This is a genomic window from Pseudomonas machongensis (assembly GCF_034961125.1).
Classification (GTDB): Bacteria; Pseudomonadota; Gammaproteobacteria; order Pseudomonadales; family Pseudomonadaceae; genus Aquipseudomonas; species Aquipseudomonas machongensis.
Window position 1 is genome coordinate 1 of sequence record NZ_JAYFUI010000196.1, and the last position, 21,955, is coordinate 21,955.

The window sequence follows — 21,955 nt, forward strand, 5'->3', positions numbered from 1 at the left end:
GCTGGGGGGTATTTCGTTTCGACATGTGCTGATAAGTTTCGATTCGAAAGATAATGGTGGCAATCAAAACCTAAGATGAAGGATTCGTCAAGCAGCGGATAGATTTACTGGCAACGCTATTCCCTTGGGGAGCGGACTTGTCCAGCAATAAAAAAGCCGACTTATTCACATAAGTCGGCTTTCGATCGAAACGTCTGTGGATAACTCAGCTTTTCTTGATCTTCTCTGGCCGTTTCCAGCCATCAATGTTGCGCTGACGTGCGCGTGCCACTGCCAACTGAGCGGCTTCGACCGACTGGTTGATGGTCGAACCAGCAGCCGTGGTAGCGCCGTCCTTGATTTCCACAGGCGCCACCAGCGAGTTGTTCGAGCCGATGAACACATCTTCGCCCAGCACGGTCTTGAACTTGTTCGCGCCATCGTAGTTGCAGGTGATGGTACCGGCGCCGATGTTGGTGCGCGCACCGACCTCGGCATCACCCAGGTAGGTCAGGTGACCGGCCTTGGCACCTTCGCCCAGTCGAGCGTTCTTCAGCTCGACGAAGTTACCCACATGGGCCTTGGCCTCCAATACGCTGCCTGGGCGCAGGCGAGCAAACGGGCCGGCATCGCTGCCCTCGCCCATCACCGCACCTTCGAGATGGCTGTTGGCCTTGACCACCGCGCCCTTGCGCAGGGTGCTGTTCTTGATCACGCAGTTCGGGCCGATCTGTACATCGTCCTCGATGATCACCTTGCCTTCGAGGATGACGTTGATGTCGATCAGCACATCGCGCCCCACGATCACCTCGCCACGCACATCGAAACGGGCGGGATCACGCAGGGTCACACCTTGGGCCATCAGTCGGCGTCCCTCGCGCAACTGGTAGTGACGCTCGAGCTCGGACAGTTGCAGACGGTCGTTGGCGCCCTGCACTTCCATCGCGTCATGCGGCTGCTCGGTGGCAACCACCAAGCCATCGGCCACGGCCATGGCGATCACGTCGGTGAGATAGTACTCGCCCTGGGCGTTGTTGTTGGACAGACGCCCCATCCAGTCTGCCAGGCGCGCGGCCGGCAGCGCGAGGATGCCCGTGTTGCCTTCCTTGATCGCCCGCTGCGCTTCACTGGCGTCCTTGTGCTCGACGATGGCCGCTACCTGGCCTTGGGCATCGCGCACGATGCGGCCGTAACCGGTTGGATCCTGCAGGGTGACGGTCAGCAGGCCGAGTTGCTGTTCATTGACCTTGGCCAGAAGCCGCTCGAGCGTGCCCACCTCGATCAACGGCACGTCGCCATAGAGTACCAGCACAGTATCGGCGGTGATCGCCGGCAGTGCCTGGGCGACGGCATGGCCGGTGCCAAGCTGCTTGTCCTGCATGACGAAATTCAGATCGTCAGCCGCCAGGCGTTCACGCACCAGCTCTGCACCATGACCGATGACCACATGGATACCCTTCGGCTGCAACTGACGCGCGCTGTGGATAACGTGGCCAAGCATGGAGTTACCGGCAACCGGGTGCAGCACCTTGGGCAGCGAAGAGCGCATGCGGGTGCCTTGGCCTGCGGCGAGAATAACGATATCGAGTGACATTGACTGGCTACCAATCCTGGGCGGTCAGGGATGTGACCGAAGGGAAAATCGGAAAAAGAAAAAGGGTAGCCGAGGCTACCCTTTAACTCAATCGCAACGCAGGTTACCGGGAAGACCGGATCACTTGCCCTTGCGCATTTGCTGGACAGTACGCAGCTGTGCTGCGGCCTCGGCCAGACGTGCGGCAGCAGCGCCGTAGTCGAAGTCCGAGCCCTTAGTGTTCAGCGCGTTCTCGGCAGCCTTGAGGGCTTCCTGAGCCTGAGCTTCGTCCAGGTCGGCAGCACGTTGCACGGTGTCGGCGAGAACCTTGACCATGTTCGGCTGCACTTCGAGGAAGCCACCGGAGATGTAGAACACCTCTTGAGTGCCACCCTGCTTGGTCAGCGTGATCGGACCTGGCTTGAGATTGGTGATCAGCGGCGCGTGGCCTGGAGCGATACCCAGATCGCCCAGGTTGCCGTGCGCTACTACCATCTCGACCAGGCCGGAGAAGATCTCTCCCTCTGCGCTGACGATGTCGCAATGGACTGTCATAGCCATCTGCTTGCCTCAACCTGATTAGCGCCCCTTTCGGGGCGCCGGGATTACAGTTTCTTGGCTTTCTCGATCGCTTCGTCGATGCTGCCGACCATGTAGAACGCTTGTTCTGGCAGGTGGTCGTAGTCACCTTTGAGGATGCCGCTGAAGCCAGCGATGGTGTCCTTGAGCGAAACGTACTTGCCTGGCGAGCCGGTGAAGACTTCGGCCACGAAGAACGGCTGCGACAGGAAGCGCTGGATCTTACGAGCGCGGGCAACCAGTTGCTTGTCGGCTTCGGACAGTTCGTCCATACCCAGGATCGCGATGATGTCCTTCAGCTCTTTGTAGCGCTGCAGAACATACTGAACGCCACGAGCGGTCTCGTAGTGCTCGGTACCGATCACGTTCGGGTCCAGCTGGCGCGAAGTCGAGTCCAGTGGGTCGACCGCTGGGTAGATACCCAGGGAGGCGATGTCACGGGACAGAACGACGGTGGCGTCCAAGTGGGCGAAGGTAGTCGCTGGCGACGGGTCGGTCAGGTCGTCCGCAGGTACGTATACGGCCTGAACGGAGGTGATCGAACCTTCTTTGGTCGAAGTGATGCGCTCTTGCAGAACGCCCATCTCTTCAGCCAGGGTCGGCTGGTAACCTACTGCCGAAGGCATACGGCCCAGCAGTGCGGATACTTCGGTACCGGCCAGGGTGTAACGATAGATGTTGTCGACGAACAGCAGAACGTCGTTACCTTCGTCACGGAACTTCTCAGCCATGGTCAGGCCGGTCAGCGCAACGCGCAGACGGTTTCCTGGTGGCTCGTTCATCTGACCGTAGACCAGCGCTACCTTGTCGAGAACGTTGGAGTCCTTCATCTCGTGGTAGAAGTCGTTACCCTCACGAGTACGCTCACCCACACCAGCGAACACGGAATAACCGCTGTGTTCCATGGCGATGTTACGGATCAGTTCCATCATGTTTACGGTCTTGCCGACACCGGCACCACCGAACAGACCAACCTTACCACCCTTGGCGAACGGGCAAACCAGGTCGATAACCTTGATGCCGGTTTCCAGCAGGTCGTTGCCGCCTGCCTGGTCAGCGAACGAAGGCGCTGGCTGGTGGATACCGCGACGCTCTTCTTCGCCGATCGGGCCGGCTTCGTCGATCGGGTTGCCGAGGACGTCCATGATACGGCCCAGAGTGGCCTTACCAACTGGAACGGAGATGGCCGCGCCGGTATCGACGACGTCCAGACCGCGCTTCAGGCCTTCGGTCGAGCCCATCGCAATGGTACGAACCACGCCGTCGCCCAGCTGCTGCTGAACTTCCAGGGTGGTTTCCGCGCCTTGTACTTTCAGCGCGTTGTAAACACTCGGCACGACGTCACGTGGGAATTCCACGTCGATGACGGCGCCGATGATTTGAACGATACGTCCGCTACTCATAGCTGGATCCTCTGAATTTTTGAACCGTTAAACCGCGGCAGCGCCGCCGACGATTTCCGAGATCTCCTGGGTGATCGCAGCCTGACGCGCCTTGTTGTAGATCAATTGCAGCTCTTTGATCAAATCACCGGCGTTGTCTGTGGCGTTCTTCATGGCGATCATCCGGGCCGCTTGTTCAGCAGCGTTGTTCTCGACCACCGCCTGGTATACCTGCGACTCCACGTAACGCACCATCAAGCCGTCCAGCAGCTCTTTTGCGTCGGGTTCGTACAGGTAATCCCAGTGATGCTTGAGATCCTGATCCGGGGTTGCCACCAACGGTACCAATTGCTCGACCGTCGGTTTTTGGGTCATGGTGTTGATGAACTTGTTCGAAACCACCGAGAGGCGATCGATACGGCCATCGAGGTAGGCGTCCAGCATCACTTTGACGGAGCCGATCAGATCGTTGATCGATGGCTCTTCGCCCAGGTGGCTGATCGCGGCTACGACGTTGCCGCCAAAGATGCGGAAGAAAGTCGCACCCTTGCTGCCGATCACGCACAGGTCGATTTCCACGCCCTGTTCGCGGTTTGCGCTCATGTCCTTGACCAGGGCCTTGAACAGGTTGGTATTCAAGCCACCGCACAGACCACGGTCACTGCTCACCACGATATAACCGGCGCGCTTTACAGGGCGCTCGATCATGAACGGGTGGCGGTATTCCGGGTTGGCGTTGGCCAGATGACCGATCACCTGGCGGATACGCTCCGCGTAAGGACGGCTAGCAGCCATGCGCATTTGTGCTTTGCGCATTTTGCTGACCGCCACTTTCTCCATGGCGCTGGTAATTTTTTGCGTGCTTTTGATGCTCGCAATCTTACTGCGAATCTCTTTTGCGCCTGCCATGTATCACCTATCAGGTTAGCAAGCGGGGGCCGGAGCCCCCGCTGCGGCTTACCAGGTCTGGGTGGCCTTGAACTTCTCGATACCAGCTTTCATGCCAGCGTCGATTTCGTCGTTGAAGTCACCTTTCACGTTGATCTTGGCCAACAGCTCGGCGTGATCGCGGTGGAAGTAGGCGATCAGCGCTTGCTCGAAGCTGCCGACCTTGGAGACTTCTACGTCAGTCAGGAAACCACGCTCAGCGGCGTACAGCGACAGGGCCATGTCGGCGATCGACATTGGCGCGTACTGCTTCTGCTTCATCAGCTCGGTAACGCGCTGACCATGCTCCAGCTGCTTGCGGGTAGCCTCGTCCAGATCCGAAGCGAACTGGGCGAATGCAGCCAGTTCACGGTACTGAGCCAGTGCGGTACGGATACCGCCGGACAGTTTCTTGATGATCTTGGTCTGAGCGGCACCACCTACACGGGATACCGAAACACCGGCGTTCACTGCTGGGCGGATGCCCGAGTTGAACATGGCCGATTCCAGGAAGATCTGACCGTCGGTGATCGAGATCACGTTGGTCGGAACGAACGCGGAAACGTCGCCAGCCTGGGTTTCGATGATCGGCAGGGCGGTCAGGGAACCGGTCTTGCCAGTCACTGCGCCGTTGGTGAACTTCTCGACGTACTCTTCCGAAACGCGCGATGCACGCTCCAGCAGACGGGAGTGGAGATAGAACACGTCGCCTGGGTACGCTTCACGTCCTGGTGGACGGCGCAGCAGCAGGGAGATCTGACGGTAGGCAACAGCCTGCTTGGACAGGTCATCGTAGACGATCAGGGCGTCTTCACCGCGGTCACGGAAGAACTCGCCCATGGTGCAGCCGGCGTATGGCGCCAGGAACTGCAGTGCGGCGGATTCCGAAGCACTGGCAACGACCACGATGGTGTTGGCCAGGGCGCCGGCTTCTTCGAGCTTGCGAACGATGTTGGCAACGGTCGAACGCTTTTGGCCGACAGCCACATAAACACAGAAAATACCGGAGTCTTTCTGGTTGATGATGGCGTCGATGGCCATGGCGGTCTTGCCGATCTGGCGGTCACCGATGATCAGCTCGCGCTGGCCACGGCCGACAGGAATCATGGCGTCGACGGACTTGTAGCCAGTCTGTACAGGCTGGTCTACCGACTTACGCCAGATCACGCCTGGGGCCACTTTCTCGACCGCGTCGGTCTGGGTGTTGCCCAGAGGACCTTTGCCGTCGATCGGGTTGCCCAGTGCGTCAACGACGCGACCCAGCAGTTCCTTACCAACCGGAACTTCCAGGATGCGGCCGGTGCACTTGGCGCTCATGCCTTCGGCCAGGGTGTCATAGGCACCCAGGATCACTGCACCTACGGAGTCTTGCTCCAGGTTCAGTGCCATGCCGAATACGCTGCCAGGGAACTCGATCATTTCGCCGTACATGACGTCGGCCAGACCGTGGATCCGCACGATACCGTCGGATACCGAAACAACGGTACCTTCGTTACGGGCTTGGGAGCCGACATCGAGTTTCTCGATGCGACCCTTGATGATTTCACTAATTTCGGAAGGATTGAGTTGCTGCATTGCTCTGCTGCCCCTTCAAACTCAAGATTTCAATGCTTCGGCCAGTTTCGCGATCTTGCCGCGAACCGAGCCATCGATTACCAGGTCGCCGGCGCGGATGACGACGCCGCCGATCAGGCTGGCATCCTCCGACGCGTGCAGGCGCACTTCCCGGCTGAGCCGTGCACTGAGAACCTTGGCGAGTTTGTCTTGCTGTTCTTGGTTCAACGCAAAAGCACTGGTGACTTCCACGTCCACGGATTTCTCTTGCTCGGCCTTGTACAGGTCGAACAGAGCGGCGATCTCCGGCAGAAGCAGGAGACGGTCGTTTTCCGCGGCAACATGAATGAAATTCTGTGCCTGTACATCGAACTTGTCACCGCACACTTCAATGAATGCGGCGGCCTTTTCTGCGCTAGTCAGTTGCGGGGCCTTGAGCAGGCGCTGCATGGTGCCGTCTTCCGACACCGCAGCAGCCAGGCCGAGCATGGCTGACCAATTGGCCAGTTGCTGCTGGGCCTGGGCGTGCTCGAAAGCTGCCTTAGCGTAAGGTCGGGCCAACGTGGTCAGTTCTGCCATGATCGCCCTCGCTTAAATTTCAGCGGCCAGTTTGTTAACCAGCTCCGCATGCGCGTTTTGATCGATTGTGGCGCCAAGGATCTTTTCAGCGCCGCCAACGGCCAGGGCACCCACTTGGGCGCGCAGGGCGTCTTTGATGCTGTTCAGTTCCTGTTCGATCTCGGCTTGAGCCTGAGCCTTCACACGGTCAGCTTCGACGCGAGCCTGATCACGGGCTTCCTCGACAAGCTGAGCAGCGCGTTTCTTGCTTTGCTCAATGATTTCGGCTGCCTGTGCTTTTGCTTCACGCAGTTGCTGACCCGCTTTCTCTTGGGCCAGCTCCAGGTCGCGAGCTGCGCGGTTGGCAGCGTCCAAGCCGTCGGCAATCTTCTTTTGGCGCTCGTGCAGAGCAGTGATGACCGGAGGCCATACATACTTCATGCAGAACAGCACAAAAATCAGAAAAGCAACGGATTGGCCAATCAGGGTTGCATTAATGTTCACGCCAACACCTCGCTCGGTCTTTGTCCATCACACCAATCAACTCGTAGGAACGAGTGATTAGCCGGCGATCTGACCAACGAAGGGATTCGCGAAGGTGAAGAACAGAGCGATACCAACACCGATCATGGTTACGGCGTCGAGCAGACCGGCAACGATGAACATTTTGACCTGCAGCATCGGAACCATCTCAGGCTGACGAGCAGCGCCTTCCAGGAACTTGCCGCCCAGCAGGCCGAAACCAATGGCGGTACCCAGAGCACCCAGGCCGATCAGCAGAGCAACAGCGATAGCGGTCAGACCAACTACAGTTTCCATCTTTCCTCCCGACTTTTACGTCGTATTGGTTAGGTTTTTTAATTGAAGCGGTAAAACAAATCGTTTGAAACAACTGCCCTTGCGGACTTTTTCAGTCTTCCCCCCGAACAGGCGGGGAAGACTATCAGACACGCCAGGCGGTCTTAATGGTTATCTTCGTGCGCCATCGACAGGTAGACGATGGTGAGCATCATGAAGATGAATGCTTGCAGCGTGATGATCAGGATGTGGAACACCGCCCACGCCCACTGCAGCACCACACCCAGGCCGCTGAGCCAGAGGATGCCGGTGCCGAACATCACGGCGATCAGGATGAACACCAGCTCGCCGGCATACATGTTGCCGAACAGACGCAGTGCCAGGGAGATCGGTTTGGCGATCAAGGTGACGAATTCCAGCAGGAAGTTCACCGGGATCAGCAGGATCTGCACGAAGATGTTCTTGCTACCGAACGGGTGGAGCGTGAGCTCACCGATGAAGCCGCCGATGCCCTTGACCTTGATGCTGTAGAAGATGATCAGCGCGAACACGCTCAGGGCCATGCCCAGGGTGGCGTTCGGGTCGGTGGTCGATACGGCACGGAACGGAATGTGCGGATCGCCCGAGATCCAGATCGCCAGCTGCGGAATCCAGTCGACCGGTACCAGGTCGATGGCGTTCATCAGGAACACCCAGACGAAGATGGTCAGGGCCAGCGGTGCGATGACCGGGCTACGACCGTGGAACGAGTCCTTCACGCTACCGTGAACGAAGTCGACCAGTACTTCGACGAAGTTCTGCAGGGCACCAGGCTGACCAGAGGTCGCCTTCTTGGCCGCCATGCGGAAGATGAACAGGAAGATCAGACCCAGTGCAACGGACCAGCCCAGGGTGTCCAGGTGGAATGCCCAGAAGCCCATTGCCTTGGCTTCGGCAGCCGAATGGGCCAGGCCCCAACTGCCGTCTGGTAGTTGACCGTAGGTCAGGTTCTGCAAGTGGTGCTGGATATAGCCCGAAGCGGTTTCTGCTGCCATGGTTGCCTCAAACGCCCTAAGGTCTCGAAAGTCTTTTATTCATCAGCAGTGGCGCGAACCAGCTGACCGTGAGAGTCAGCAGGAAGACGCCGAATACTGCTAACGGCGCCAGTGGCTTCACTCCTGCAAAGGTCAGTGCGAACAGCACTGCCGTCAAAATCAATTTGCCTGCCTCGCCTGCGTAGAACGACTTGACGATGGCCTGCGCCGCCCGGGCTCCGCTGAAGCGAAAAGCCTTCCAGGCGAAATACACGTTGGGCAGCCAGCCGATCAAACCTCCACAGAGGCCCGAATAACCGCTGACCTTGCCCTGCCACTGCCACAACACCAACGTTGCCAGCAATAACACCCCAAATTGAGCCAGCAGTACCGGGAAAACCGCCCAGCGATGGAAAGGCAGGCGGTTTGGCGTGCGGATTTCCATCAAAACTGCTCCTCGAAAGTCGACTGCCCAGTCAGCTATGACTTGGCATAATTTGTGCCGACAAAATGCGCGCAGAGTATAGGGGTGGATTAACCCCTATTCAACTCTTGGGTAGTGATTTCCGACTGCGCGCTACAACGGGAATTGTTTCAGCGGATGTGAGCAAGTACACCCTGAAGCTCGTCGAGGGAGTTGTAGCGAATGACCAACTGGCCCTTGCCCTTGTCACCATGGCGAATCTGCACCGAAGAGCCCAGGCGCTCTGCCAGCCGCTGTTCCAGCCGGGCAATATCCGGATCAGGTTTGCTCGATTCCACCGGCTCAGGCTTGCCGTTGAGCCACTGACGCACCAGTGCCTCGGTTTGGCGCACGGTGAGGCCTCGTGCGACAACATGTCGCGCCCCTTCTTCCTGCCGGCCTTCCTCAAGCCCCAGCAAGGCACGCGCATGGCCCATTTCCAGGTCGCCGTGGGCGAGCATGGTCTTGATCGCCTCAGGAAGGCTGATCAGGCGCAGCAGGTTGGCCACGGTGACGCGCGACTTGCCCACGGCATCGGCCACCTGTTGCTGGGTCAGCTCGAACTCCTGCTGCAGCCGCTGCAGGGCCAGGGCCTCTTCCAGCGGGTTGAGGTCCTCGCGCTGGATGTTCTCGATCAGCGCCATGGCGATGGCTGCTTCGTCCGGCACTTCACGGACCATGGCCGGGATAGTGTCCAGGCCGGCCTGCTGGGTGGCGCGCCAGCGACGCTCACCGGCGATGATCTCGTAGCGGCCTTCGCCAATCGGGCGAACCACGATCGGCTGCATCACACCATGATTGCGGATCGAATGCGCCAGCTCTTCCAGCGCCTCCGGGTCCATGTCACGGCGAGGTTGGTACTTGCCACGCTGGATCAGTTCGACCGGCAGGCGCTGCAGTTCCTTCTGGTCGACCGTGACAGCCTGCTCTTCGAGCGCGCTGACGGAAGGACCACTGAGCAGTGCATCCAACCCACGTCCGAGACCGCGTTTCTTGATGGCCATGCGGATTCCTTAAGTTGTTTGTGCAGTGCGGGATTGACGGCGCTGACGGCGCACCAGTTCACCAGCCAGGGCCAGGTAGGCGAGCGCACCACGTGATTGCTTGTCGTAGGCCAGCGCCGGCATACCGAAGCTCGGAGCCTCGGCCAGGCGAATATTGCGCGGAATCACGGTGTCGTAGAGCTGATCGCCGAAATGCTCCTTGAGCTGGGCCGAAACATCGTTGTTCAGACTCAGGCGTGGGTCGTACATGGTCCTTAGCAGGCCTTCGATCTTCAGCTCCGGGTTCAACCGGGCAGCGATGCGCTTGATGTTATCCACAAGGTCGCTCAGGCCTTCCAGCGCGTAGTACTCGCACTGCATGGGAATGATCACGCCATCGGAAGCGACCAACGCGTTCAGCGTCAGCATCGACAACGACGGCGGGCAGTCGATGAGGATGTAGTCGTAGTTGTCGCGGATAGGCGCCAGCGCATTGCGCAGGCGGCTCTCCTTCATCTGCATTTCCAGCAGCACCACCTCTGCCGCGGTGAGGTCACGGTTGGCGGGCAACAGCTGGAAGCCGCCGTGCTCGGAGTACTGCATGGCCTGGGCCAGGTCGCATTCCCCGATCAACAGGTCGTACACCGAGTGCTCGAGCTCGTGTTTATCCACACCGCTGCCCATGGTGGCGTTGCCCTGTGGATCGAGGTCGATCAGCAGCACGCGACGCTTGGTCGCGGCCAGCGATGCGGCGAGATTGATGCAGGTAGTGGTCTTGCCGACACCACCTTTCTGGTTCGCGATTGCGAATACCTTAGCCATTGTTGCGTGTGTTCCCAGTCAAGCCTTGCGGCGCAGTATCAGCAGATGGCGCTGGCCCTGGCAACCTGGAACGGTCAGGGCCTGCTCGCTTTCCACTGTGAAGTCTGCGGGCAATGCTACCAGTTCATCGGCAGGATGCAGCCCCTTCATTGCAAGCCATTGCGTACGGGCGTCACCCAGGTGGCGGGTCCAGTTGGTGAAATTCTCCATGCTGCTGAAGGCGCGGGAGATGATTCCGCAGAATGGCTGCTCGGGCTGGACCTCTTCCACGCGGCTGTGGATAACCGTCAGGTTGTCGAGTTTCAGCTCCATCTTCACCTGCGTCAGGAAGCGGGTCTTCTTGCCGTTGCTGTCCAGCACCGTGACCTGCTTGTGCGGGTGCAGGATAGCCAGCGGGATACCAGGCATCCCGCCGCCGCTGCCAACATCCAGCCAGCGCTGGGTGTCATTGTGGATAAACGGCATGACGCTGAGGCTGTCGAGCAGATGGCGCGACACCATCTCGTCCGGATCGCGCACTGCGGTCAGGTTGTAGGCCTTGTTCCATTTGATCAACAGGGCCAGGTACCCCAGCAGCAGTTCGTGCTGCTGCGCACTCAGCTCGACTCCAAGCTGGCGCGCACCTGTGGACAACTCTTCGGCATGTTGCGGGGTGACCAAGGAACTCAAGCGCTTTGCTCCAATTCGCGGCCAGCGCCGCGTTTTTTCAGGTGAATCAGCAACAGGGAAATTGCCGCCGGGGTAACGCCGGGAATACGCGAAGCCTGGCCGAGGGTTTCCGGACGGGTCTGGCCGAGCTTGCTCTGAATTTCCTTGGACAACCCGGAAATGCCAGCGTAGTCGATATCCACAGGCAGGCGAGTGTCTTCGCTGGCGCGCAGCCTGGCGATCTCGTCCTGCTGGCGATCGATGTAGCCAGCGTACTTGGTCTTGATCTCGACCTGTTCAGCCACCTGTGGATCGATTACATCGCCGCCTGTGGCTTCGATCAGCCCGGCGTAGTCGATCTCGGGGCGCGCCAGCAAGTTGAGCAGGTTGTACTCGTGGGCCAACGGAGTACCGAACTTATCCACAACGGCCTGGCCTTGCGGGGTACCCGGGCGGATCCAGGTGCTCATCATGCGCTGTTCTTCACGTTCGATGCCTTCGCGCTTGGCGGTGAAGGCGGCCCAGCGCTCGTCGTCGACCAACCCCAGTTCGCGGCCTTTCTCGGTCAGACGCAGGTCAGCGTTGTCTTCGCGCAGGATCAGCCGGTATTCGGCACGCGAAGTGAACATGCGGTAAGGCTCCTGGGTACCCAGGGTAATCAGGTCATCGACCAGCACGCCGATGTACGCCTCGTCGCGGCGTGGGCACCAGCTTTCGCGACCCTGCGCGCGCAGCGCGGCGTTGGTACCGGCCAGCAAGCCCTGGGCGCCGGCTTCTTCGTAGCCGGTGGTGCCGTTGATCTGACCTGCGAAGAACAGGCCGCCGATGACCTTGGTCTCTAGGCTGTACTTGAGATCACGCGGATCGAAGTAGTCGTACTCGATGGCGTAACCCGGACGCACGATGTGCGCGTTCTCCATGCCACGGATCGAACGAACGATCTGCAGCTGCACATCGAACGGCAGCGAGGTCGAGATGCCGTTGGGATACAGCTCATGGGTGTTCAAGCCTTCCGGCTCGATGAATACCTGATGGCTTTCCTTGTCGGCGAAGCGATGGATCTTGTCCTCGATCGACGGGCAGTAGCGCGGGCCGATGCCTTCGATCACACCGGAATACATCGGTGAACGGTCGAGGTTCGAGGCGATGATCTCGTGGGTACGGGCGTTGGTGTGGGTGATCCAGCAACTGACCTGCCGCGGATGCATCTGGGCATTGCCCATGAACGACATCACCGGAATCGGGGTATCGCCTGGCTGTTCACCCATCACAGAGAAATCTACCGAGCGGCCATCGATACGCGGCGGTGTGCCGGTTTTCAAACGGCCGACACGCAGCGGCAGCTCACGCAGACGATGAGCCAGGGCAATGGCGGGAGGATCACCCGCGCGGCCACCGGAGTAATTCTGCAGGCCGATGTGGATAAGTCCACCGAGGAAGGTGCCGGTAGTCAGCACCACAGAGTCGGCGAAGAAGCGCAGGCCCATCTGTGTCACCACACCCTTGACCTGGTCCTGCTCGACGATCAGGTCATCGCAGGACTGCTGGAATATCCACAGGTTCGGCTGGTTCTCCAGGATCTCGCGGACCACGGCCTTGTAGATGGCGCGGTCGGCCTGTGCACGGGTGGCGCGTACGGCCGGGCCCTTGCGGTTGTTCAGGATGCGGAACTGGATGCCGCTCTTGTCGGTAGCCAGCGCCATGGCGCCGCCGAGCGCATCGATTTCCTTGACCAGGTGGCTCTTGCCGATGCCACCGATGGCCGGGTTGCAACTCATGTGACCGAGGGTTTCCACGTTATGGGTCAGCAGCAGGGTTTTCACACCCATGCGTGCGGACGCAAGCGCAGCCTCGGTACCGGCATGGCCGCCGCCGATGACGATCACTTCAAAACGGGAAGGGAAATCCACCACGCACCTCGTGCCTGTTTTTGCGAATAGAGAAGGTAAGCCGACAAGTATAGGGACTTCACCCGCTCTAGTGAAACCGTCTGAGCAAATTTTGACCAGTCTGTGGATGAATGGCGGCAATAGAAATCAAAAAGGAAAAATTTATAAAAGCTTTGTTTTTATGTTTATTCTTAGGCGGCTATCCACATGTGGATAAGTGATTTGAGGCCAGTATTCATGATGCCTGTAGAGAATCATAACCCTGTGTCGAAGGTAGGCTGAGGGCTCTGGATAACAGCGTTTAACCTGTGGATTAAAGTTTGTATTACCCACAGGTGGGTTTGTCCTCAGAAAAAAAGCCTGGTTATCAACGGACCTGAAGGGCAGTTTTCCACAGGGCTCCTGATGATCGTTTTAGCCTGTGGATGAGATTTACATGCGGGTGATCGAATCAAGAGAAGCCCGCTTCCGGGTTTCCGGCAGGCAAAAAAAAGCCGCTCCTCACTGGAGCGGCCTTGGTATTGCCGGGCTGTGCGTTACTTACCGATGCAGAAGCTCGAGAAGATCCTTCCGAGCAGGTCATCCGAGCTGAAGGCACCGGTGATCTCTCCCAGGGCTTGCTGAGCCTGGCGCAGGTCCTCTGCCAGCAACTCACCGGCGCCAGCGAGTGTCAGTTGGGCATGACCATGATCAAGGTGTGCACTGGCCTGGCGCAGCGCATCCAGATGCCGCCTGCGTGCGCTGAAGCTGCTTTCCGCAGTCTGTTCATAACCCATGCAGGCTTTGAGGTGGTCACGCAGCAGATCCAGCCCCGTGGCATCCCCCTTGGCGCTGAGAGTGATCGTCACATGGCCATCATCACTCTGCTCGATGCCTGCACGCTCGCCACTCAGGTCGGCCTTGTTGCGAATCAGCGTGACCTTGGCCGGATCCGGCCGTTGATCGAGGAACTCGGGCCACAGTGCAAACGGATCGTTGGCCTCAGGCGCAGTGGAATCCACCACCAGCAGCACCCGGTCAGCTTCGCCAATGGCCTTGAGAGCACGCTCCACACCGATCTTTTCCACGTGATCGTCGGTATCGCGCAGTCCTGCGGTATCCACCACGTGCAGCGGCATGCCATCGATGTGGATATGTTCGCGCAGAATGTCCCGGGTGGTGCCGGCGATGTCTGTGACGATTGCCGCTTCGCGACCAGCCAACTGGTTGAGCAGGCTGGACTTGCCGGCATTCGGACGGCCGGCGATCACGACGGTCATGCCATCGCGCAGCAGCGCGCCTTGACCAGCCTCGCGCTGCACTGTGGATAACTCGCTCCTGACTGCTTCAAGCATCTTCAGCACGTGACCGTCGGCCAGGAAGTCGATTTCTTCTTCGGGAAAATCGATGGCCGCCTCGACATAAATCCGCAGTGCGATCAATGCCTCGGTCAATGCATGGACACGCTTGGAGAAGGCACCTTGCAGCGAACGCAGGGCATTGCGTGCGGCTTGGGTGGAACTGGCTTCGATCAGATCGGCGATCGCTTCAGCCTGGGCCAGGTCGAGCTTGTCGTTGAGGAACGCTCGCTCGCTGAACTCGCCAGGACGGGCAAGGCGGCAGCCCAATTCGACACAGCGCTGCAGCAGCATGTCGAGCACAACCGGCCCTCCATGCCCCTGCAGTTCCAGAACGTCTTCACCGGTGAACGAGTTGGGGCCAGGGAAGAACAGCGCGATGCCTTCATCCAGGACCAGGCCATCGTCGCCACGGAAGGGCCCGTAGTGAGCATGGCGCGGGGTCAGTGTACGTCCGGTGATGGCCTGACCGGCCTGGCTCGCCAATGGCCCGGACAAACGGACGATACCGACGCCACCACGGCCTTGGGCGGTGGCGATGGCGGCAATGGTTTCACGCACGGTATTCATGCTCGAAAGCCTCTACGACAAAACGACGGATAGCAAAAACGCCCCACGAGGGGGCGTTTTTATTCACAGGCTAATGGATCGGCCTGTCAAGCAGCAGCTTTTTTGGTTGCTGCTTCGATGCGACGGGTGATGTACCACTGCTGAGTGATCGACAGGCAGTTGTTCACAACCCAGTACAGCACCAGACCAGCCGGGAACCACAGGAAGAAGAAGGTGAAGATGATTGGCATCATTTTCATGACCTTCGCCTGCATCGGATCCGGTGGCGTCGGGTTCAGACGCTGCTGGATGAACATGGTGGCGCCCATGATGATCGGCAGGATGAAGAACGGATCCTTGATCGACAGGTCGGTAATCCACAGCATCCAAGGGGCCTGGCGCATCTCGACGCTTTCCAGCAGTACCCAGTACAAGGCCAGGAACACTGGCATCTGTACCAGGATCGGCAGGCAGCCACCCAGCGGGTTGATCTTCTCTTTCTTGTACAGCTCCATCATCGCCTGGGACATCTTCTGGCGATCATCGCCGAAGCGTTCCTTGAGCTGGGCCAGTTTCGGCGCCACGGCACGCATGCGCGCCATCGAACGGTAGCTGGCAGCCGACAGCGGGAAGAACAGGCCCTTGATGAGCATGGTCAGAACGATGATCGACCAGCCCCAGTTACCCAGCAGGCTGTGGATATGTTGCAGCAGCCAGAAGATCGGCTGGGCAATGAACCACAGGAAGCCGTAGTCGACGGTCAATTCCAGGCCTGGGGACAATTCCTTGAGCTTGGACTGGATCTTCGGACCGGCATACAGCATGGCGCTGGTCTCGACCTTGCCGCCGGCAGGCACGTTCAACGCCGGGCCGGTGTAGCCGATGATGTAGTTGCCCTGGCTGTCCTTGAAGGTGCGCATCACGTTGTTGTCCGACTTGGCCGGAATCCACGCAGTGACGAAGTAGTGCTGCAGCCAGGCGACCCACCCGCCAGACACATTTTCATTCAGATACGCTTTTTTGCCAGTCTTCTCAGCTTCGTTAGCCTTGTCGATATCCTTCATCGACACCTTTTTGTACGGCTCCGAACTTGTCCACAGGGCTGCGCCTAGGTAAGTCGCAGTGCCGGTAGCGGTACTCGAAGAAGGATCGGAACTAGCATCGCGCTTGAGCTGGGCAAACATGCTGCCGGTCCAGGGCGTGGCGCTCTGGTTGTCGATCAGGTAGCTGACGTTCAGGTCGTACTCACCGCGCTTGAAGCTGAAGCGCTTGATGTAGTTGACACCGTTGTCGCTGTACTTGAGGTCGACCACCAGTTGGTCCTGGCCGTTTGCCAGCTGGTAGCTCTTCTGCTCGGAGGCATACAGCGGGCGACCGGTAGAATGGGCGTCCGGACCGTTGGTCCCGATCAGACCGCTCTGGGCCACGTACAGGCGCTCACCGCCGTTGTCGAAAAGTTGGAAAGCGATGTCAGGATGATCCTGACGACGTGGGTACTTGGGCAGGGTCAGCTGGACGATATCGCCGCCGACCGGGTCGATAGCCAGGTCCAGGACATCGGTTTTTACCCGGATCAGGTCCTTGCTGACTGCGACTGGCGCAATTTCAGCAGAACTTGCATGGGCGTTGACGCTCGGCAGGTCGTCGCTGGCGCCGGTGTTTCCGGCCGCAACGGTGTCCGGCAGGGCCGGTGCAGCGTTGTTGGCCGCCGTGTGCTGAGTCGGCAAGGCTGCCTGACCATAGTCCTGGTTCCACTTGAGGACCAGAACGTAGGACACGATTGCCAGGGCGACGATCAGGATCGTGCGTTTAATATCCATGATTACTCGGCTATCGAAGAAGTTCGGGAGGAAGGAGCAGGCGGGACGGGATCGAAACCGCCATCATTCCACGGATGACAACGACCCAGGCGACGAACGGCAAGCCACCCGCCACGCAAGAGGCCATGGTTTTCTATGGCTTCGTACGCGTAACAGGAGCAACTGGGGTAGAAACGACAGTGACTGGCCATCAGAGGACTGATGGCGTAACGGTAGAACTGGATCGGAACGAGGGCCAGTTTACGCATCGTGACTGTCTACCCGTGCGGAATCGGCAGGTACCGCTGGAGAGGGCCTACTGCGGGCCAGGCGCTTCCAGAGTTTGCCAAAGTGTTGGTGCAATTCTGGGTTTTCTATCTCACCCAACCCCTTGCGCGCGACGATCACGATATCCAGTCCGGCCAGACTTTGCTGGTTCAGACGGAAAGAGTCGCGCATCAGGCGTTTGAGGCGGTTGCGTTGAACGGCGAGCTTGACGCTCTTCTTGCCGATCACCAGGCCGAGGCGTGGATGATCGAGGCCGTTCTCGCGGGCAAGGATGAGCAGGCTTTTCCCTGGAACCTTGCCGGTTGGGGAGTCGAAGACTGCTTTGAAATGCCGGGGTGTAAGCAGTCGCTTATCCCGACTGAAGTCCTGACTCACCACCTGTGCCGAAAAATCAAATTGCCAGACGCTTACGGCCTTTGGCACGACGACGCGACAGAACAGCGCGGCCGTTCTTGGTGGCCATACGGGCACGGAAACCGTGGGTGCGCGCGCGCTTGATGGTGCTTGGTTGGAAAGTACGTTTCATGGCGTGTTACCTGGGTTGTCGACAACGGGCCGGGATGGCCCCCTTTTTAAGAGACCGGCGATTCTAGAGAAAGCAAGACGATAGGTCAATTTCCAACCAGCATTCCTTATAGGCGGCCTTTCCTTCTGGCTGGCCGAGAGAGCAGTTGATTCACACCGAACAGATGCTCAACATGAAAAAAAAGAGAGACATATAGAAAGCTCTTCTGAAGAACTTATAGATCTTAAGTGGATAAGTATCTGTGGATAACCTGCTGCAGGCCACAAGCTATCGACTGTACAGAGAATCATAAGTATGTCGGTAACAGGTGCTTTGGCTGTGCCGGAACCGCGGAAAAGCTGTGGATGGAAGCTGTGTTTATCCACAGATGAATTATCCACAGGGTTGAGCCCTGGGTTGTGCATAGCCCTCATGTGCCGTTATCCACAGGGCTTATTTTCGGCTTGCAGGGTCGTTTTTGCCGCTAAATGACTGATTTGGCACAGCTCAACACGCCACGACATGTGGATAAGTGAATGCTCGCCCGGTACAATGGCGGTTTGTTTTTGCCTCATCCGGCTTTCAACTCAGGGGATATCCGTGTCAGTGGAACTTTGGCAGCAGTGCGTGGAGCTTCTGCGCGACGAACTGCCTGCCCAGCAATTCAACACCTGGATCCGTCCGCTACAGGTCGAAGCCGAAGGCGACGAGTTGCGCGTCTATGCGCCTAACCGTTTCGTTCTCGATTGGGTCAATGAAAAGTACCTCGGCCGCCTGCTCGAACTGCTGGGTGAACAAGGCAACGGCCTTGCACCTGCCCTCTCCTTATTAATAGGCAGTCGCCGCAGCTCCGCACCACGGGCGGCACCTAACGCGCCGGTCAGTGCTGCGGTCGCTGCATCGCTGGCCCAGAGCCAGGCCAAGCCGGCCGCCCAGCCGCCGGCGGTTGCCAGCGCACCGGTCACGGCGCCCGAACCTGCGTTGGTCAGTGAGGTGGAGGAACCTGCAGCCTCCCAGGATGGTTTCGACGGGATGGGCGATTCGACGCCTGCGCCTGCAGCGACCGCGCGTACCGAGCAACGGACCGTACAGGTCGAAGGGGCGCTCAAGCACACCAGCTACCTGAACCGAACCTTCACCTTCGAGACCTTCGTGGAGGGTAAGTCCAACCAGCTGGCACGCGCTGCGGCCTGGCAGGTTGCGGACAACCCCAAGCACGGCTACAACCCGCTCTTCCTTTATGGGGGAGTCGGCCTGGGTAAGACGCACTTGATGCATGCTGTGGGTAACCACTTGCTGAAGAAGAACCCGAATGCCAAGGTCGTCTACTTGCATTCGGAGCGTTTCGTCGCCGACATGGTCAAGGCGTTGCAGCTGAACGCCATCAACGAATTCAAGCGCTTCTACCGTTCGGTGGACGCGCTGTTGATCGACGATATCCAGTTCTTCGCCCGCAAGGAGCGTTCCCAGGAGGAGTTCTTCCACACCTTCAATGCCCTGCTCGAGGGTGGACAGCAGGTCATTCTCACCAGTGACCGCTACCCTAAAGAGATCGAAGGCCTGGAAGAGCGCCTGAAGTCGCGCTTTGGTTGGGGCCTGACCGTGGCTGTCGAGCCACCGGAACTGGAAACCCGTGTAGCGATCCTGATGAAGAAGGCCGACCAGGCCAAGGTCGAACTGCCGCACGATGCTGCGTTCTTCATCGCCCAGCGCATCCGCTCCAACGTGCGCGAACTGGAAGGCGCATTGAAGCGGGTGATCGCTCACTCGCACTTCATGGGGCGAGACATCACCATCGAGTTGATTCGCGAATCGCTCAAGGATCTGCTGGCACTGCAAGACAAGCTGGTCAGTGTGGATAACATCCAGCGCACGGTCGCCGAGTACTACAAGATCAAGATCTCCGATCTGTTGTCCAAGCGCCGCTCGCGCTCTGTCGCGCGCCCACGGCAGGTGGCCATGGCGTTGTCCAAGGAGCTGACCAACCACAGTCTGCCGGAGATCGGCGACATGTTCGGCGGTCGGGATCACACCACCGTGCTGCACGCATGCCGCAAGATCAACGAATTGAAGGAATCCGACGCGGACATCCGCGAGGACTACAAGAACCTGCTGCGCACGCTGACCACCTGATGGGTGTCGGCGCAGCTCTTTGAAGGCAAGGGACTAGACCATGCATTTCACCATTCAACGCGAAGCCCTGTTGAAACCCCTGCAACTGGTCGCAGGCGTCGTCGAGCGCCGCCAGACCTTGCCGGTCCTGTCCAACGTGCTGCTGGTCGTGCAAGGCCAGCAGTTGTCGTTGACCGGTACCGACCTGGAAGTCGAACTGGTTGGCCGCGTGCAGCTGGAAGAGCCGGCTGAGCCCGGCGAGATCACCGTCCCGGCGCGTAAGCTGATGGATATCTGCAAGAGCCTGCCCAGCGATGCGCTGATCGATATCAAGGTCGATGAGCAGAAGCTGCTGGTCAAGGCTGGCCGCAGCCGTTTCACCCTGTCGACCCTGCCGGCCAACGACTTCCCCACCGTGGAAGAAGGCCCGGGTTCGCTCACCTGCAACCTGGAGCAGAGCAAACTGCGTCGCCTGATCGAGCGCACCAGCTTCGCCATGGCCCAGCAGGACGTTCGCTACTACCTCAACGGCATGCTGCTGGAAGTTTCCACCGACACCCTGCGCGCTGTCGCCACTGACGGTCACCGTCTGGCGCTGTGCGCCATGCAGGCACCCATCGGCCAGGCCGAGCGTCACCAGGTCATCGTTCCGCGCAAAGGTATTCTGGAGCTGGCGCGTCTGCTGACCGATCCGGAGGGCATGGTCAGTATTGTCCTGGGCCAGCACCACATTCGTGCGACCACCGGTGAGTTCACCTTTACCTCGAAACTGGTGGACGGCAAGTTCCCGGATTACGAGCGTGTACTGCCCAAGGGTGGTGACAAGCTGGTGATCGGTGATCGCCAGGCGCTGCGTGAAGCCTTCAGCCGTACTGCGATCCTGTCCAACGAGAAGTACCGCGGCATTCGCCTGCAACTGGCCTCCGGCCAGCTGAAGATTCAGGCCAACAACCCCGAGCAGGAAGAGGCTGAAGAAGAGATCAGCGTCGACTACGAAGGCGGTTCGTTGGAGATCGGCTTCAACGTCAGCTATCTGCTGGACGTCCTTGGAGTCATGACCACTGAGCAGGTTCGTCTGATTCTCGCCGACTCCAACAGCAGCGCCCTGCTGCAGGAAGCCGGTAATGACGACTCGTCCTACGTTGTCATGCCGATGCGTCTGTAACCTGTAGCAGGCCAAATGTCCCTTCGACGTCTTTCGGTCACCGCGGTGCGCAATCTGCACCCGGTGACCCTCTCCCCCTCTCCTCGCATCAACATCCTCTACGGCGCCAATGGCAGCGGAAAGACCAGTGTGCTCGAGGCCGTGCACCTTTTGGGGCTGGCTCGCTCATTTCGCAGTACTCGATTGAACCCTGTCATCCAGTACGAACAGCCGACCTGTACTGTATTCGGCCAGGTTGAAATCACCGATGGCGCGACGAGCAATCTTGGCGTTTCGCGCGAGCGACAAGGGGATTTCACCATTCGCATCGACGGTCAGAATGCGCGCAGTGCCGCACAACTGGCTGAAATGCTGCCGCTGCAGTTGATTAACCCGGACAGCTTCCGCCTACTCGAAGGCGCTCCCAAGGTGCGCCGTCAGTTCCTGGATTGGGGAGTGTTCCACGTGGAACCTCGATTCATGGCGACCTGGCAGCGCTTGCAGAAGGCCCTGCGGCAGCGGAACTCATGGCTGCGACATGGTACACTTGACGCTGCTTCGCAAGCCGCCTGGGACCGGGAACTGTGTCTCGCCAGCGCGGAAATAGATGAATACCGTCGCAACTATATCAAGGCCTTGAAGCCCGTCTTCGAGCGAACCCTGAGCGAACTGGTCGAGCTGGACGGATTGACCCTTAGCTACTATCGGGGCTGGGACAAGGATCGGGACCTCAGTGAAGTCCTCGCCACCTCTCTCCTTCGCGATCAGCAGATGGGCCATACCCAGGCCGGTCCGCAACGTGCTGACCTACGCCTGAGATTGGGCGCCAATAACGCGGCCGATATCCTGTCTCGTGGTCAGCAAAAGCTGGTCGTTTGTGCCCTACGGATTGCCCAGGGGCATCTCGTCAGCCAGGTTCGTCGCGGTCAGTGTATTTATCTGGTGGATGACTTGCCGTCTGAATTGGACGAGCAGCATCGCCGCGCGCTGTGTCGCTTGCTTGAAGAATTACACTGCCAGGTTTTTATCACCTGTGTAGATCACGAATTACTG

General features: G+C 59.1%; 22 protein-coding genes. 3 read left to right on the forward strand and 19 right to left on the reverse strand.

Annotated features, from left to right (window positions below):
* Positions 1-205: 205 nt before the first annotated feature.
* From glmU to rpmH, 19 genes are all read right to left on the reverse strand, one after another.
* Entirely contained in the window at positions 206-1,573 is a 1,368-nt protein-coding gene (gene glmU / locus VA602_RS25710; RefSeq protein ID WP_323454684.1) for a bifunctional UDP-N-acetylglucosamine diphosphorylase/glucosamine-1-phosphate N-acetyltransferase GlmU, read from the reverse strand.
* A gap of 120 nt (positions 1,574-1,693) precedes the next feature.
* The gene (locus VA602_RS25715) at positions 1,694-2,113 is read right to left on the reverse strand and encodes a F0F1 ATP synthase subunit epsilon (RefSeq protein WP_110994045.1); all 420 of its coding nucleotides are present in this window, start codon (positions 2,111-2,113) and stop codon (positions 1,694-1,696) included.
* 44 nt (positions 2,114-2,157) lie between these two features.
* Positions 2,158-3,534 (reverse strand): F0F1 ATP synthase subunit beta, encoded by a 1,377-nt coding sequence (atpD, locus tag VA602_RS25720; protein ID WP_054893004.1) that lies wholly within the window; start codon positions 3,532-3,534, stop codon positions 2,158-2,160.
* Between the two features lie 27 nt (positions 3,535-3,561).
* Positions 3,562-4,422 (reverse strand): F0F1 ATP synthase subunit gamma, encoded by an 861-nt coding sequence (gene atpG, locus VA602_RS25725; RefSeq protein WP_003253195.1) that lies wholly within the window; start codon positions 4,420-4,422, stop codon positions 3,562-3,564.
* A gap of 48 nt (positions 4,423-4,470) precedes the next feature.
* Positions 4,471-6,015 carry a F0F1 ATP synthase subunit alpha gene (atpA, locus tag VA602_RS25730; RefSeq protein ID WP_054893006.1) on the reverse strand — a complete coding sequence of 515 codons (1,545 nt, stop codon included), beginning with the start codon at positions 6,013-6,015 and terminating at the stop codon, positions 4,471-4,473.
* 21 nt (positions 6,016-6,036) lie between these two features.
* Positions 6,037-6,573, reverse strand: a complete 537-nt coding sequence (locus tag VA602_RS25735) for a F0F1 ATP synthase subunit delta (protein WP_054893007.1) — start codon at positions 6,571-6,573, stop codon at positions 6,037-6,039.
* Between the two features lie 12 nt (positions 6,574-6,585).
* Positions 6,586-7,056: a F0F1 ATP synthase subunit B gene (locus VA602_RS25740; RefSeq protein WP_054893008.1), complete on the reverse strand. Its 471-nt coding sequence runs from the start codon at positions 7,054-7,056 to the stop codon at positions 6,586-6,588.
* Positions 7,057-7,113: 57 nt separating this feature from the next.
* Complete coding sequence (gene atpE, locus VA602_RS25745) at positions 7,114-7,371, reverse strand: F0F1 ATP synthase subunit C (RefSeq protein WP_003097235.1); 258 nt, start codon at positions 7,369-7,371, stop codon at positions 7,114-7,116.
* Positions 7,372-7,514: 143 nt separating this feature from the next.
* Positions 7,515-8,384 carry a F0F1 ATP synthase subunit A gene (gene atpB / locus VA602_RS25750; RefSeq protein ID WP_323454685.1) on the reverse strand — a complete coding sequence of 290 codons (870 nt, stop codon included), beginning with the start codon at positions 8,382-8,384 and terminating at the stop codon, positions 7,515-7,517.
* Between the two features lie 16 nt (positions 8,385-8,400).
* On the reverse strand, positions 8,401-8,808 hold the full coding sequence (locus tag VA602_RS25755) for a F0F1 ATP synthase subunit I (protein ID WP_054893010.1): 408 nt from the start codon (positions 8,806-8,808) through the stop codon (positions 8,401-8,403).
* 149 nt (positions 8,809-8,957) lie between these two features.
* Positions 8,958-9,830 carry a ParB/RepB/Spo0J family partition protein gene (locus tag VA602_RS25760; RefSeq protein WP_323454686.1) on the reverse strand — a complete coding sequence of 291 codons (873 nt, stop codon included), beginning with the start codon at positions 9,828-9,830 and terminating at the stop codon, positions 8,958-8,960.
* Positions 9,831-9,839: 9 nt separating this feature from the next.
* Positions 9,840-10,631, reverse strand: a complete 792-nt coding sequence (locus VA602_RS25765; protein ID WP_063541904.1) for a ParA family protein — start codon at positions 10,629-10,631, stop codon at positions 9,840-9,842.
* 18 nt (positions 10,632-10,649) lie between these two features.
* Positions 10,650-11,300 (reverse strand): 16S rRNA (guanine(527)-N(7))-methyltransferase RsmG, encoded by a 651-nt coding sequence (rsmG, locus tag VA602_RS25770; RefSeq protein WP_065864647.1) that lies wholly within the window; start codon positions 11,298-11,300, stop codon positions 10,650-10,652.
* Positions 11,297-13,189, reverse strand: a complete 1,893-nt coding sequence (gene mnmG, locus VA602_RS25775; protein ID WP_323454687.1) for a tRNA uridine-5-carboxymethylaminomethyl(34) synthesis enzyme MnmG — start codon at positions 13,187-13,189, stop codon at positions 11,297-11,299. The genes rsmG and mnmG overlap by 4 nt, the downstream gene beginning before the upstream one ends.
* Before the next feature lie 515 nt (positions 13,190-13,704).
* Positions 13,705-15,075, reverse strand: coding sequence for a tRNA uridine-5-carboxymethylaminomethyl(34) synthesis GTPase MnmE (mnmE, locus tag VA602_RS25780; protein ID WP_323454688.1), 1,371 nt, complete (start codon positions 15,073-15,075; stop codon positions 13,705-13,707).
* A gap of 86 nt (positions 15,076-15,161) precedes the next feature.
* On the reverse strand, positions 15,162-16,874 hold the full coding sequence (yidC, locus tag VA602_RS25785) for a membrane protein insertase YidC (RefSeq protein ID WP_125931090.1): 1,713 nt from the start codon (positions 16,872-16,874) through the stop codon (positions 15,162-15,164).
* Between the two features lie 2 nt (positions 16,875-16,876).
* Positions 16,877-17,122, reverse strand: a complete 246-nt coding sequence (yidD, locus tag VA602_RS25790) for a membrane protein insertion efficiency factor YidD (RefSeq protein ID WP_011536514.1) — start codon at positions 17,120-17,122, stop codon at positions 16,877-16,879.
* Positions 17,115-17,519: a ribonuclease P protein component gene (gene rnpA / locus VA602_RS25795; RefSeq protein ID WP_081255180.1), complete on the reverse strand. Its 405-nt coding sequence runs from the start codon at positions 17,517-17,519 to the stop codon at positions 17,115-17,117. The genes yidD and rnpA overlap by 8 nt, the downstream gene beginning before the upstream one ends.
* A gap of 13 nt (positions 17,520-17,532) precedes the next feature.
* A complete protein-coding gene (gene rpmH, locus VA602_RS25800) occupies positions 17,533-17,667 on the reverse strand; it encodes a 50S ribosomal protein L34 (RefSeq protein WP_003253163.1) in 135 nt (44 codons plus the stop codon).
* Between the two features lie 579 nt (positions 17,668-18,246).
* On the opposite strand from rpmH, the gene dnaA reads away from it, so the two are divergent.
* The 3 genes from dnaA to recF all read left to right on the forward strand — a co-directional run.
* Positions 18,247-19,779: a chromosomal replication initiator protein DnaA gene (gene dnaA / locus VA602_RS25805; RefSeq protein ID WP_323454689.1), complete on the forward strand. Its 1,533-nt coding sequence runs from the start codon at positions 18,247-18,249 to the stop codon at positions 19,777-19,779.
* Between the two features lie 40 nt (positions 19,780-19,819).
* Positions 19,820-20,923, forward strand: a complete 1,104-nt coding sequence (gene dnaN, locus VA602_RS25810; RefSeq protein WP_054893018.1) for a DNA polymerase III subunit beta — start codon at positions 19,820-19,822, stop codon at positions 20,921-20,923.
* A 15-nt stretch (positions 20,924-20,938) separates the two neighbouring features.
* Positions 20,939-21,955, forward strand: a 1,017-nt coding sequence (gene recF / locus VA602_RS25815; RefSeq protein WP_323454690.1) for a DNA replication/repair protein RecF, incomplete at its 3' end; no start/stop codon positions are given.